Raw genomic sequence first — 12,091 nt, forward strand, 5'->3', positions numbered from 1 at the left:
CTTCCGTGTCGAATATCATCCGGCAACGACCTATTCCGACGCAAAATTATTTCTATCCTTGCCGAAAGACCCTCACATCCGTGCGGTATTGACCACGTTCTGGTGCACATAGCCCCTGGCGCTCGCCGGCACTTCCTCGGCCAGCCAGTCGCGAAACAGTCTGAGCTTCTTGGGCTCCCTTCGTCCCTTGGCCGTGGCAAGGAAATAGCCGCGCTTGCCGGTCACCGGCTGCTCGAAGGGCCGCACCAGCCGCCCGTCGCTGACCGCATCGGCCGTCATCATGTCGGCCGCCAGCAGCACGCCCTGACCCGATATCGCCGCATCGAAGGCCAGCGAGGCATCCGAATAGACCGGTCCGCTCAGCGCCGTCAGCGGGTCGAGCCCGGCATGGGCCAGCCAGGCCGGCCAGTCGAGCATGCTGGTCTGGTCGGCAATCACCGGCACCTTGGACAGGTCCGATAGATCCCCGACGCGTTGCAGCAGCAGCGGCGAGCAGACCGGCTGATAGTCCTGCCCGCCAATCAGGCTCGTCTCCACGCCCGGCCATTTCCCGTCGCCATAGCGGATGCCGCAGTCGATATCGGGGCGGCCGAGATCGAGCATGGCGCCGGTAACCGTCAGCCGCACTTCGAGCCCGGGATGGAGGGCAGAGAATTTGTGCACCCGCCAGATCAGCCAGCGCGAGGCGAACACACTCCCGACCGTGACGTTGAGCACCCCTTCATGGGCCCCGGTCAAGCTCGCCAGCCCATCCTGCAGCTGGGTGAAGCCGGCCGAAAGCTGGGGCAGCACCTGCGCCAGCGCCGGCAGCGGCTTGAGCCCCTGTGCCGTGCGCGCAAACAATTCCATGCCCAGCCGGTCCTCGGCGCGCCGCAAATGCTGGCTGACCGCGCCCACGGTCACGCCCAGCTCTTCGGCCGCCGGCGCCAGCGCGCCGCGGCGCGCCACGATCTCGATGGCCCGCAGGGCATTGAGGGGAATGGGAAACGGATTACTCATATAGATTTTCTATAACGAGTGCCAGACCTTGTCCATTGTGTCGAAGCCTACACAGGGCTCAATATGGCGCCATAGCAGTCAATCCTTCTTCACGGAGAACAGAAAATGTCCATCCTGGCCCGCCTCGTGGCGTGGCTCGGCAAGCCCTTGCCGTCCCCGCGTCCCGCCCCGCATCCCGATTACCTGAGCCTGCATGACTGGGCGGATCTTCCCGTCCACCACCCGTCCTGCAAGGCCTGCTGATCATTCGCAGATCTGCGCCGTACAGCTTTGGCCGTGGCAGCCCAGGTCAAGGTGGAAATGGTCCTTGTGGTCTGCATTGGCTTCAGGTCCGAGCACGGTGGTGAAGCGCCCGCAGGCCGCCCCATGCGCCAGCCGCAGCAGCCGGCCCTCCGGCGTCCCGGCCTCGGCCCAGTCCCGATCCACCGTGATGGTCTCGCCATTGTCGAGCGTGAACCCCACCACGTCGAGTGCATTGGCAAAGCCGTGCTCGGAAACGAACCCGTCCGCCGCGCTGTAGCGATTGCGGCACATATAGGACGTCCCCGTCACCACCTCTGCCACGCCATTGCCCAGCGCGGCCCTGGCATAGCCATCCACCGCCTCGACCCATTCGGCCAGCGCCCCCGCCATAGCGCAATTGGTGCTGACCGGGCTCGACAGCGCAATGCTCCGCCCATTGCCGGCCAGTGCCGTCACTGAAAGGGGTGACCGGGCGCGACATTGGCCCTCGGCAATCGGCTCCAGCATCTCCCCGGTCACCTGGCCGCTCAGCACCGCCGGGCAGGCGGTCTGATACACCCGGTCCGGCGCGGCCTCCGGCTCGGGGGCAGGCGTCGCCGGCCGCGCCGCGGGCTGAGGGGCATCTGATGCATCCATATCGTCCCGGGTCGCCGGCGCCTCTGGCCGAGGCCGCGGCAGGGGCGGGGCGGCCGGTGCCGCCTTTTCTGCCGAAGCGGCCGCCGGCCGTTGCGAAACCGGCGTCGGCTGGCTCGCTGCCATTGGCTCTGCAGGGGCTGGGCGCGGCGCCGCCGTCCCGCCCTGCCGCTCGGGCAGCATCTCTTCGAGGAAATCCCCAAAACCCCCGAGAAAATCCTGCGCCGGCGCGGGACTGGTCAAAAGCAGGGCGGCGATGAGCGGGGCGAGCGGGATGCGCATGAGCATTCAAAGCCCCTGACCGCCCTCCGGGTTCCCAAAAACGCTGGGTTAACCCCCGCTAAACCATCTTTCTCGCCCCTGCCGCTTCTGCTATCAGCGCGGCCATGACAACGCCGCTCAAGAATATCCGCAATTTCTCCATCGTCGCCCATATCGACCATGGCAAGTCCACCCTGGCCGATCGCCTGATCCAGATGACCGGCGGGCTGGATGCGCGCGAGATGAAGGAACAGGTCCTCGACTCGATGGAAATCGAGCGCGAGCGCGGCATCACCATCAAGGCGCAGACCGTGCGCCTCAAATATCGCGCCCAGGATGGCGAGGACTATGTCCTCAACCTCATCGACACCCCCGGCCATGTCGACTTCGCCTATGAGGTCTCCCGCTCCATGGCCGCCGTGGAGGGCAGCCTGCTCGTCGTCGATGCCTCCCAGGGCGTCGAGGCGCAGACCCTGGCCAATGTCTATCACGCGCTCGATGCCAATCACGAGATCGTCCCGGTCCTCAACAAGGTCGATCTCCCCGCCGCCGACATTCCCCGCGTCAAGGCGCAGATCGAGGATGTCATCGGCATCGATGCCAGTGACGCGCTCGAAATCTCGGCCAAGACCGGCGTCGGCATCGACACCGTGCTCGAGGCCATCGTCACCCGCCTGCCCGCGCCCAAGGGCGATATTAACGCGCCTTTGAAGGCTCTCCTCGTCGATAGCTGGTACGACACCTATCTCGGCGTTGTCGTGCTGGTCCGCATCATCGACGGGGTGATGAAGAAGAACCAGAAGATCCGCATGATGGCCTCCGGCGCCGTCTATGAGCTCGATCGCGTCGGCGTCTTCACCCCCAAGCTCGTCGAAGTGCCCGAACTGGGCCCGGGCGAACTGGGCATGTTCACCGCCTCGATCAAGGAAGTGGCCGATACCAATGTCGGCGACACCATCACCGAGGACAAAAAGCCCACCGCCAAGGCGCTGCCCGGCTTCCGCCCGGCCCAGCCGGTGGTCTTCTGCGGCCTCTTCCCGGTCGACGCCTCCGACTTCGATGAACTCCGCGCCGCCATGGGCAAGCTGCGTCTCAACGACGCCAGCTTCTCCTTCGAGATGGAAACCTCGGCCGCGCTGGGCTTCGGCTTCCGCTGCGGCTTTTTGGGCCTCTTGCATCTCGAAATCATCCAGGAGCGCCTCTCCCGCGAATTCGATCTCGATCTCATCGCCACCGCTCCCTCGGTGGTCTATGAGGTCGTCCTCACCAATGGCGAGACCATCCACCTCCACAATCCCGCCGATCTGCCGGACGTGATGAAGATCGAGGAGATCCGCGAGCCCTGGATCAAGGCGACAATCCTCACCCCCGACGATTATCTCGGCGCCATCCTGAAGCTCTGCCAGGATCGCCGCGGCATCCAGCGCAACCTCTCCTATGTCGGCCAGCGCGCCCTGGTCGAATATGAGCTGCCGCTCAACGAGGTGGTGTTCGATTTCTACGATCGCCTCAAATCCATCTCCAAGGGCTATGCCAGCTTCGACTACCAGCTGGCCGAGCACCGCGCCGGGGACCTCGTGAAACTCTCGATCCTGGTCAATGCCGAGCCGGTCGATGCGCTCTCCATGCTGGTCCACCGCACGGTCGCCGAAAGCCGCGGCCGCGTCATGTGCGAAAAGCTCAAGGAGCTGATCCCCCCGCACCTCTTCGTCATCCCCATCCAGGCGGCCATCGGCGGCAAGATCATCGCCCGCGAAACCGTCCGCGCCATGCGCAAGGACGTGACGGCCAAGTGCTATGGCGGCGACGCCACGCGTAAGCGCAAGCTGCTTGAGAAGCAGAAGGCGGGCAAAAAGAGGATGCGCCAGTTCGGCAGTGTGGAAATCCCCCAGGAGGCGTTCATTAAAGCTCTTAAGATGGGCGACGACTAAACACCCACACCACCCTCACCTCCTCCCCCTGTCAGGCGGGGGGAGCGCCACGACCCGCGCAAAAAAAATCTCGCCCTCGGCTCCTGCGTCTCCCTCCCCCGGCGTGGGGAGGGAAGCGAGATAGGACTTGGCCCTGCGCCAAGTCCGTTCAATCGAGCAGGGTGGGGGTGACGGCCTGTCGAAGGGCGCGCGCCTCCGCTCACGCGCCGGCACGACCTTCCCCGCGAGCCTCATGGTGAGGTGCGCAGCGCCAGCGGAGCCTCGAACTACGAGGCGGATAACGCGGGCCCCGCCTTCACCTCTCCCCTGGGGGAGAGGTCGGATCGCGACGCGATCCGGGTGAGGGGGCCTTCGCCGATGCCCCGATCACACCAGCCGCGCATCCAGCGAAATGGCAATGGCGCCCAGCGCATTGGAAACCGGGCAGGCGCCCTTGGCCTTTTCGGCCAGTTCCTTGAACGTGCCCGCATCGACGCCCGGCACCTTCGCCTCCAGCGTCAGCGCGCTGCCGGTAATGCCCGTGCCCGGGATCAGCTCGACCGCCGCCGACACCTTGAGATTGTCCGGCGGCGTGCCGTTTTCCGCCAGGAAATGCGCCAGCTGCATGGCAAAGCAGCCCGCATGCGCCGCCGCGATCAGTTCTTCGGGATTGGTGCCCGATTGGCCGGTTTCATCCACGAACCGCCCCTTGAACGTATAGGGCAATCCCGCCAGCGCCCCGCTCTGGCTGTCCAAAGTCCCCGTGCCCTCGGTCAATGACCCCTGCCAATTCGCCGTCGCTGTCCGCTTCATCGTGCAATTCCCTGGATTGGTTCAAAGCTCAAGAAAGGCGCCATGCCGCCAGGCAAGCCCGGCGCGCCCCACCCAGCCTAACACACCCGCCCGGCAATGCAGCCAAACCCGAAATCACTTTCCCGGTGGATGCAGGCCCCGGACCGCCACCGCCCCTCACCTCCCCCGCGATGGGGGAGGCAGCGCCGCTCGGCCCGCAGGGTCGTAGCAAAGCTGGGAGGGGGTGCTTGCAGGGCGGCGCACGAACGAACCCCAGCCCCGATGTCGCTCCGGCCTCCGCCTTTCCCTCCCCCTTTGAGGGGAGGGAAGCGAGATAGGACTTAGCGTTTCGCTAAGTCAGTGGAATCGAGCAGGGTGGGGGTTCGGGCCTATCGAGGCGCAGCGCCCCTTCACGCCCACCGCCCGCCGCCCTACGGCCGGTCCCGGTGAGCAAGTCACCTCGGTGGAGCCATTGAGTTCCACTACATAAACAGGTTGGCAATCCGGTATGCCATTGCTTGAGCACTAACGCCGTAGCGTTTCGCAAGAGATGCAACCTTCTCGTCGCTCTCGAAGTCAATTCTTATGCCTGGCAGATCGCGTACCAAGAATTTCAGTGGCATTAGCAATTCAGCCGCATACTGATTCGCTTCGACCTCCGAAATATCCGTAGCAAGTGAAGACTTTGCATCTCGTCTAATGACTTCGAATGTACGGTCTATGTGAGATTCACCTGAATGGCCAAGGACTAAATGTCCACATTCATGGGCAATGGTGAACCGCTGGCGGTGTTTGTGGTGAGCGGAATTCACTGCAATAATGGGCTGGTCGCCACCGTTTATTAGCATCCCTGCCAAGTCATCTCCCTCATAGGGAGCGAACAAGACCTTGGCCCCGAGAGACCTTGCGACTTCCTCAATTGGAACTGGCGGCGAGTCGCAGTTCGCCCGACGAAGCGCGTCATTCGCCATCAAGCGAATGTGCTTCACCCGTGAATCAGCCAATCTGAGCTTTCGTTCACTCACGGCCAACTATGAGCTTTTCTGCCCACTCCTTCATCTGAGGTGTGGCATTCGCTGGAAACGAGGGTAACTCCTTTAGTCTCTTGGCACCGCTCGCTTGGCTAGGCAGCAAAACCTGAGGGGGAACGCCTAAGGCAGCCGACAGGTTCATCAATTGCGTAACCGATATTTGCTGTCGGCCCTTCTCAATGTTAGCGATTGATGGGCGCGACAACCCTAGCCGCTGCGCAAGCTCATCCTGGGTGATTCCAAGCGTGTCTCGCTGCGAGCGGATTGCCGCTCCGACCAGCGCATTTACACTCAAATCCATATAGTCACTTCCGTTCGCGTGGACGCGTGAAGCGTATAGGCCTGACCGAGTGACGTCAAGCAGACAAACATGGGTTATCCCCTCAAAAAGGTTTGCAAAGAGATCGTTTGTAAACTTGACCAATCCTAATGTTTGTGATGATATCATTCTCATCGGAAGGAGGTGATGTGATTGTCAAAATCGGAAGTGACCAGCAAGCGCGCCGCGTCGGCTGCTTCAAAAGTGCTCAGGGACCCAAGGTCGAGCAAAGCCGCGAAGACAGCCGCGGGCTCAGCTCTTACCCAACGCCCGGATCGCAAAAAGTAGTTGTTCAAGGAGCGCCGACGTTCCGGCGTTCCTTGAATCTCCCCTCCCACAAATGGCTACGGACATGACTGAAGTAATTTCAAACGATAATGCCTCTACGCAGAGGCGCCCGAATACCGACCTTGTCTTCATCAATCAGGACAGGCACGAAGTCGCAACGCAGAGGGTTACTTACGACGAAATTGTCGCCTTGTACCTCTCCGATGGCGGGGCATCCTCCAACGAGTATTTGGTCAAGTATTCGCGCGGCCCTGCCGCCAATCCGAGCGGTACGCTCGCCCCCGGCAACAAGGTAAAGGTGCAAGATGGCATGCGGTTTCGAGTTTCGGGAACTGGCGAATCGTAATCCATTTCTCCAGGACCTCGAGGAGCAGGGCTTCCTTCTCGACTTTGTCGGCGGCTACCTCGTGATCTACGGCTTGCCCTATTTGAATGCTCAAGGGGAGCTTGCGCACGGGGATTGGGCAAGTCCCGTCGACCTTTCGGCGGATGGTATTCTGGACGCACCCAAAGACCACCAAGCTTGGTTCAGAGGGGGGCGACCGCACGACCAGACCGGTCGCGCGCTTCGTCTTGGCGGCGGCGAGAACAGAGTCAAGGTCGCGGAGGATTTCGTGACCGACTATTCGTTCTCCTACAAACTCTTCAATGAAACTGGCGGAATGCGTCCATATCAATCGTTTGAAGAGAAAGCGCTCACTTACCTCGACACAATTTGCGCACCAGCCCTGGCAGCATTTCCGAACGCTACTCCGCTGCGTGCTCTGGAGCGCAAGGCAGCCGAACAGGGTACGCCATTGATGCTGCCTGATACTCTGTCGTCTCGCTATCACATGAACGACGTTTCGAGGTTGCTGGTGGGCAAGAAGGTGGCGATTGTCGGCTTGGGCGGTACGGGTTCATACATCTTGGACTTCGTTGCCCGAACTCACCTCGCTGAGATTGCGATTTTCGACAACGATACTGTTCACGTACACACAGTGTTCCGCTTTCCTGGCTTCATCCCTCGGGCGATTGGCATGCTCAAAGTAGACGCTCTTATGATGCAGTACTCGAATTGGCACGGCAATATTGTCGCGATCCCGGAACGAGTGACGGACGCCAATGTCGACAGCCTGCGTAAATTTGACTTTGTTTTTCTGGCGCTCGACGATGGCCCGGCCCGCATTTTTATTGCTGACTGGCTGAGTGCGAATGGCATTCCGTTCGTTGACTGCGGCATGGGACTGAACCGAGTTGCAGAAGGTCTGAACGGTGTCGTCCGAGTAACTGGTACGGACCGAGCAGCCTTCGAGAGCACCGCGAAGACACGCTTCCTGCCGGGTGGAGACCCCGAGGGTGGCGAGTATAGGAAGCAGGGACAGATTGCCGAACTCAATGCTCTCAACGCGGCACTGGCTGTCGTTCGGTTCAAACAGCACTTTGGGATTTACGATAGAGAGAACCGGTCTCCGTCAATAATCCTCGAAACGTCCACTTTCGAGGTGGACAGGCCCGGAGAAGACTCTTGAGGTATCGGTACGTGCCAGTAGACCGCATCCCTCGGCCCATGGCTGCGGCCATTGTCTATCACAACGAGGAATTTGAACTAGCCGGTCTGCTTTGCGCTTGCGGCTGCGGCCATCCCATTACGCTACTGGTTCCGGATAGTCACAAGGTTTGGAACGAAGACGGCTACGCCACTGTCTCGCCTTCAATTGGCGTGATGGATGCACCCTGCAAGTCACACTTCTTTATTAGGCGCGGCAGCGTCGAAATGCTTCCGGCTTTTACCGCGGCTCACGCCAGCGCAATAATGCAGGCCCAAGTGGCGCGACATGTCGCGCGCGACGCGAAACCTGCTCCGTGGTGGACTCGGGCGAAGGTGGCTATTCTCGGCCGCCTCAGTCAGATGTGGCATTTCTTCTCACGATAATGCCCGGCAAGTCTATGCCGCTTTGTGGCGGCATAGACAAAGACTTGGTCACCAAAACTAATCCCCGCCCTCTCCATCCGCGCTTACCCTCTCCTGTCGTCCCCCTTTCGACAGGAGCCGCCATGCCAAGACCCTCCCTCAATCTCGCCTCCCGCCACGAGGCGCTGTTTCTCCGGCTCACCGCCCTCCACAAGGATGTGAGCACGCTCGCCATCAGAAAGGGGCCGCGCGAAACCCCCGAGCCGGTGCGGATCGTGGCCGAGGGGCTGATCAGCGAATGCGCGCCCTTCCGCAAGACGCGCGACCGCCTGCCGGTGGCGGCGCCCGATCTCGCCGGGCTCTGCGTGCAACTGGGCCAGGTGCTGGCGCAATTGGCCGACTATGAGCGGCGCTACACATTCTGGGATGGGACGCTGGATTGCTGGTGCTGGCGGCTCGACGAAGGCACCATGCCGGTCAAGCGCCTGAAACCGCAGATCAAGGCGCCGCCGCCGCAGAGCACGGAGCCGTCCCCCATCCGCGACAAGATCACAAGGATGATCATCGCCAATCGCAATTCCGCCTATGAGCGGGGTTTCGAGGCCGGCCGCGTCGCGCGCATCGGGCCGCCGGCGCCCCAGGGCTTTCCCGAGCCCGATGCCTCGGCGAAAGATAATCCCCGCCTCGCCGACCTCGAATGAGCGTCCCCGTCTGTCTTCTCTCGAAAAGAGTTATCCCCGCCTCGTTGACCGCGATTACTCTTGGTCCATCACCTCGCGTGGGCAGTCAGCATGCGACTGAGGCAGGGGTGAGCCGGGCGCGGGAGTGCGCATCTCCACGCGGGTTCCGGGCGCCGCATCCCTGCGACGAGCGTTCAAGGGGAGCGGGGCCTTGTCCCAAAAACCGGCCCCGGGGACAGGTTCTGTCTCACTAAAAAATACCCAGAGACGCAATCTGTCTCCGGTTCTGCCCTTCGACTTGTCCCGAAGGGCCAATCGTTCCGGTGGAACGATTGGAAACGAGAAGGCCATGAGCGCTATGCGCGAATGGCAGGCGCCAAACCCACGGCGTTATCGCCGGGGGCCGCATCCACACGCCCCTGCATCCAAATCGCCGCCCGCTGCGTAGAGTCAGCAAGACAGGCGGAGACACAGCATGATACGCAGCGGCGAAAATATCTGGATCATCGGCGGCTCGAGCGGCATTGGCGCGGCCCTGGCCGAGGCCTTCGCCAAAGCCGGCGCAAAGGTGGTCATTTCCGGCCGCGACGAGACGGCGCTCACCGACATGGTCCAAAAGATCGGCCCGGCGCTCATTGCCGCCCGCGCCGATGCCGTCGATGTCGCAAGCCTCGAGGCGGTCGCCCGGGCCCATGGGCCCTTCGACCGGGTCATCACCACCGCCGCCATCTACGATCCCGGCCCGGTGCTCAAGGCCGACCAGAAAAAGGCCGAGGCCATTTTCGCGGTCAATCTCGCCGGCACCTTCAATGTCGCCCGGGTCGGGGCCGGGGCGCTTCGTCCGGGCGGGCAATTGGTGCTGTTCGGCTCGGCTTCGGCCATTTTCGGCCTGCCCAATGGCCAGGTCTATTCGGCCACCAAGGCCGCCATTGTCAGCCTCGCCCAATCGCTGCGGGTGGAGCTGGCGCCCGAAGTGGATGTGCGCCTCGTCACCCCCGGCTTCGTCCGCACCCCGCTCACCGACAAGAACGCGTTCGACATGCCCGCGATCATGGAGCCCGAGGAGGCGGTGCGGCGCATCCTCAAGGGACTGGCCAGCCGGCGCTTCGAAATCGCCTTTCCCCTCCGCCTCATCTGGCCGCTGAAATTGCTGGCCGCCCTGCCGCACCCCATCGCCTTCGCGCTGACGCGGCGGCTCAAGGGCTAGGGAGGGACTTACTGGGTCAGCTTGACCGCAAGATAGCCCGCCAGCGCTGCGCTGCCGGAAAGGAAGCCGCCCCAGGCAAGGTCAATCAGGCTGATATTGAGGCTCCAGCCCTTGAGCGTGGCCAGGTTCGTCATGTCATAGGTGCCATAGGCCAGGAGCCCCAGCGCCACCCCGGCCACCACCGCCCAGACCCACGATCCCGCATTGACCGCCGGCAGCACCGCAAAGCCGACAAGGCCGGCGATATAGAACAGGTAGAAGATCGCCGCCGGCAGCAGGTTCGGCCGCTCCAGCAGCAGTGGCCCGATCTCGGCGCGATAGAAGCCGATGCCCAGCACCGTCAGCCACAGGAAGTCGAGGCCAAAGAACACGATCGCAGTCCCGCCATAGGCGGCCAGAACGGTCAGCAGAGACAGGCCGAACATATCCCCTCCTCAGATTCCCAGCATAGGCTGCACCAGGCGCATGAGGCGGCTGGAGAATTTCAGTGGTGCGTCCGTAATGGCCAGGCATATGCAGTCCGCCTCGGGTCCAGCGATCGGCTGGTGCGTCAGCGATCCGTCGGCATCCTCGATGTCGCCGGGACCGAAATGGTCCACTTCGTCGTGGAAGCTTCCGGTCAGCACCACTGTCAGCTCGCGCCCGCCATGGCTGTGCTCGGGCACCGGCTTGCCGGCCGCGATGCACAAGAGCCGCGCCTGGGTGGTCTTGTCGCCGGTCCGGATCAGGATCTGCTTGGCATTGCCCAGATTGCGCCATTTGAGGCTGTCGACATCGCCGCCCAGATAGCTGCGCAGCGGTTCGGGCAGCGTGGCGCTGGCCGGCCGCGTGACGGGCACAGCGCGGTCCTCCGGCTCCACGGCAAGGCGGGACTTGAGCTGCTCCCAGCTGTCGGACGGGCCGGATACCGGCTCCAGTTCCTCCAGCAGCACGCCACCTGCCGCTTCGACCATGGCCAATTGTCCCCGGCATTGGGGGCACATGGCAAGATGGCAGGCAACGGCAAGCGACCACCCTTCGGACAGGTGACCGGAAGCATAGTCGAGCAGGAGATCGTCGTTGAGGTGATGCTTGATGTTCATTTCATTTCCTCCAGCGCCGCGCGAAGGCGTCCGAAGGCCAGTCTGATGCGCGATTTCACAGTGCCGATCGGCAATCCAAGGCGGGCGGCGATGGTGCTGTGCGATGCTTCGTCGAAAAAGGAGAGGCGGATCAATTCGATCTGTTCCGCCGGCAGGGTCTTGAGGGCTTCGTGCAGGGCCTGTCCGCTCTGCTTCTGCTCCAGCAGGTCGGGAGCGTCAGCCTGGGGTGCGGGGGCAAGCGCTGGGTCGTCCGGGTCGAAGGCCGGGCGCTTCTGCTTGCGCCAGGCGTCGATCCAGATATTGCGGGCGATTGTGAATACCCAGGCCGAGGCCTGGCCGCGCGCCGGGTCGAACTGCCCGGCCTTGCGCCAGATCGCCAGCATGGTCTCCTGCATCAGGTCCTCTGCCGCCTGCCCGTCGCGGGTCAGCTTGAGCAGATAGGCCCTGATGCGCGGGCCGAACTCGCGGAACAGCGCCTCGAAGGCCACCATGTCCCGGGCAATGGCGACGGCAACAATCTGTTCGCCGAGCTCCTCGCTGGATTTGGCGGCAGTCACTTTTCGGTCCGTCATGCGGCGCGGGCCCCGGTCTGGCGCAGGCACGGCAGGGCGACGGCGCGTTGAAAACGCAGCATCCTTACACGGCTCGTCCAGTGGGTAAATCGCAAGTGTCATGCCTCGATTACGCGGGGCCCGGAACACTGGATCAGTCCCGCCCGATTTTTCTCGTCGGGTGCCGGTCCTGAATATATT

The 12,091-nt window shown here is 62.8% G+C and carries 15 protein-coding genes; 7 read left to right on the forward strand and 8 right to left on the reverse strand.

Going from position 1 to position 12,091, the window contains the following annotated elements; all coding sequences use genetic code 11:
- Positions 1-72: 72 nt before the first annotated feature.
- On the reverse strand, positions 73-999 hold the full coding sequence (locus tag K1X15_RS00535; protein ID WP_220305592.1) for a LysR substrate-binding domain-containing protein: 927 nt from the start codon (positions 997-999) through the stop codon (positions 73-75).
- Between the two features lie 105 nt (positions 1,000-1,104).
- Between K1X15_RS00535 and K1X15_RS00540 the strand changes: the two genes are divergently transcribed.
- Positions 1,105-1,242, forward strand: coding sequence for a hypothetical protein (locus tag K1X15_RS00540; RefSeq protein ID WP_220305593.1), 138 nt, complete (start codon positions 1,105-1,107; stop codon positions 1,240-1,242).
- On the opposite strand, the gene K1X15_RS00545 is transcribed toward K1X15_RS00540, so the two are convergent.
- Positions 1,243-2,163, reverse strand: a complete 921-nt coding sequence (locus K1X15_RS00545; protein ID WP_220305594.1) for an extensin-like domain-containing protein — start codon at positions 2,161-2,163, stop codon at positions 1,243-1,245.
- A gap of 98 nt (positions 2,164-2,261) precedes the next feature.
- On the opposite strand from K1X15_RS00545, the gene lepA reads away from it, so the two are divergent.
- Entirely contained in the window at positions 2,262-4,067 is a 1,806-nt protein-coding gene (gene lepA, locus K1X15_RS00550; protein ID WP_220305595.1) for a translation elongation factor 4, read from the forward strand.
- Between the two features lie 366 nt (positions 4,068-4,433).
- Here lepA and K1X15_RS00555 read toward each other — a convergent pair whose 3' ends face one another.
- From K1X15_RS00555 to K1X15_RS21550, 3 genes are all read right to left on the reverse strand, one after another.
- Entirely contained in the window at positions 4,434-4,859 is a 426-nt protein-coding gene (locus tag K1X15_RS00555; protein WP_220305596.1) for an OsmC family protein, read from the reverse strand.
- A 461-nt stretch (positions 4,860-5,320) separates the two neighbouring features.
- Positions 5,321-5,842, reverse strand: coding sequence for an ImmA/IrrE family metallo-endopeptidase (locus K1X15_RS00560; RefSeq protein ID WP_220305597.1), 522 nt, complete (start codon positions 5,840-5,842; stop codon positions 5,321-5,323).
- Between the two features lie 13 nt (positions 5,843-5,855).
- Complete coding sequence (locus K1X15_RS21550) at positions 5,856-6,323, reverse strand: helix-turn-helix domain-containing protein (protein ID WP_420828357.1); 468 nt, start codon at positions 6,321-6,323, stop codon at positions 5,856-5,858.
- A 217-nt stretch (positions 6,324-6,540) separates the two neighbouring features.
- Here K1X15_RS21550 and K1X15_RS00570 point away from each other — a divergent pair, with 217 nt between their 5' ends.
- From K1X15_RS00570 to K1X15_RS00590, 5 genes are all read left to right on the forward strand, one after another.
- A complete protein-coding gene (locus K1X15_RS00570; RefSeq protein WP_220305599.1) occupies positions 6,541-6,822 on the forward strand; it encodes a multiubiquitin domain-containing protein in 282 nt (93 codons plus the stop codon).
- Positions 6,782-7,987: a ThiF family adenylyltransferase gene (locus K1X15_RS00575; protein ID WP_220305600.1), complete on the forward strand. Its 1,206-nt coding sequence runs from the start codon at positions 6,782-6,784 to the stop codon at positions 7,985-7,987. The genes K1X15_RS00570 and K1X15_RS00575 overlap by 41 nt, the downstream gene beginning before the upstream one ends.
- An 11-nt stretch (positions 7,988-7,998) precedes the next feature.
- Positions 7,999-8,391 (forward strand): ubiquitination-like system serine protease family protein, encoded by a 393-nt coding sequence (locus tag K1X15_RS21555; RefSeq protein WP_476700510.1) that lies wholly within the window; start codon positions 7,999-8,001, stop codon positions 8,389-8,391.
- A gap of 122 nt (positions 8,392-8,513) precedes the next feature.
- A complete protein-coding gene (locus tag K1X15_RS00585; RefSeq protein ID WP_220305602.1) occupies positions 8,514-9,071 on the forward strand; it encodes a hypothetical protein in 558 nt (185 codons plus the stop codon).
- Positions 9,072-9,525: 454 nt separating this feature from the next.
- Positions 9,526-10,257 carry an SDR family NAD(P)-dependent oxidoreductase gene (locus K1X15_RS00590; RefSeq protein WP_220305603.1) on the forward strand — a complete coding sequence of 244 codons (732 nt, stop codon included), beginning with the start codon at positions 9,526-9,528 and terminating at the stop codon, positions 10,255-10,257.
- A gap of 8 nt (positions 10,258-10,265) precedes the next feature.
- Here K1X15_RS00590 and K1X15_RS00595 read toward each other — a convergent pair whose 3' ends face one another.
- From K1X15_RS00595 to K1X15_RS00605, 3 genes are read right to left on the reverse strand one after another with little or no spacing between them, the layout of a single operon-like run.
- Positions 10,266-10,682, reverse strand: a complete 417-nt coding sequence (locus K1X15_RS00595) for a DUF2177 family protein (RefSeq protein ID WP_240549603.1) — start codon at positions 10,680-10,682, stop codon at positions 10,266-10,268.
- A 9-nt stretch (positions 10,683-10,691) separates the two neighbouring features.
- A complete protein-coding gene (locus K1X15_RS00600; RefSeq protein ID WP_220305604.1) occupies positions 10,692-11,339 on the reverse strand; it encodes a ChrR family anti-sigma-E factor in 648 nt (215 codons plus the stop codon).
- The gene (locus K1X15_RS00605) at positions 11,336-11,896 is read right to left on the reverse strand and encodes a sigma-70 family RNA polymerase sigma factor (RefSeq protein ID WP_240549604.1); all 561 of its coding nucleotides are present in this window, start codon (positions 11,894-11,896) and stop codon (positions 11,336-11,338) included. Before K1X15_RS00605 ends, K1X15_RS00600 begins: the two co-directional genes overlap by 4 nt.
- Between the last annotated feature and the right edge of the window lie 195 nt (positions 11,897-12,091).

The sequence above is a fragment of the Devosia salina genome, from assembly GCF_019504385.1.
Classification (GTDB): Bacteria; Pseudomonadota; Alphaproteobacteria; order Rhizobiales; family Devosiaceae; genus Devosia; species Devosia salina.

What these genes read in the sequence shown, in the direction of transcription:
- K1X15_RS00535 (WP_220305592.1), bottom strand. Translation starts at nt 999, where the DNA reads ATGAGTAATCCGTTTCCCATTCCCCTCAATGCCCTGCGGGCCATCGAG.
- K1X15_RS00540 (WP_220305593.1), top strand. Translation starts at nt 1,105, where the DNA reads ATGTCCATCCTGGCCCGCCTCGTGGCGTGGCTCGGCAAGCCCTTGCCG.
- K1X15_RS00545 (WP_220305594.1), bottom strand. Translation starts at nt 2,163, where the DNA reads ATGCTCATGCGCATCCCGCTCGCCCCGCTCATCGCCGCCCTGCTTTTG.
- lepA (WP_220305595.1), top strand. Translation starts at nt 2,262, where the DNA reads ATGACAACGCCGCTCAAGAATATCCGCAATTTCTCCATCGTCGCCCAT.
- K1X15_RS00555 (WP_220305596.1), bottom strand. Translation starts at nt 4,859, where the DNA reads ATGAAGCGGACAGCGACGGCGAATTGGCAGGGGTCATTGACCGAGGGC.
- K1X15_RS21550 (WP_420828357.1), bottom strand. Translation starts at nt 6,323, where the DNA reads ATGAGAATGATATCATCACAAACATTAGGATTGGTCAAGTTTACAAAC.
- K1X15_RS00570 (WP_220305599.1), top strand. Translation starts at nt 6,541, where the DNA reads ATGACTGAAGTAATTTCAAACGATAATGCCTCTACGCAGAGGCGCCCG.
- K1X15_RS00575 (WP_220305600.1), top strand. Translation starts at nt 6,782, where the DNA reads ATGGCATGCGGTTTCGAGTTTCGGGAACTGGCGAATCGTAATCCATTT.
- K1X15_RS00585 (WP_220305602.1), top strand. Translation starts at nt 8,514, where the DNA reads ATGCCAAGACCCTCCCTCAATCTCGCCTCCCGCCACGAGGCGCTGTTT.
- K1X15_RS00590 (WP_220305603.1), top strand. Translation starts at nt 9,526, where the DNA reads ATGATACGCAGCGGCGAAAATATCTGGATCATCGGCGGCTCGAGCGGC.
- K1X15_RS00595 (WP_240549603.1), bottom strand. Translation starts at nt 10,682, where the DNA reads ATGTTCGGCCTGTCTCTGCTGACCGTTCTGGCCGCCTATGGCGGGACT.
- K1X15_RS00600 (WP_220305604.1), bottom strand. Translation starts at nt 11,339, where the DNA reads ATGAACATCAAGCATCACCTCAACGACGATCTCCTGCTCGACTATGCT.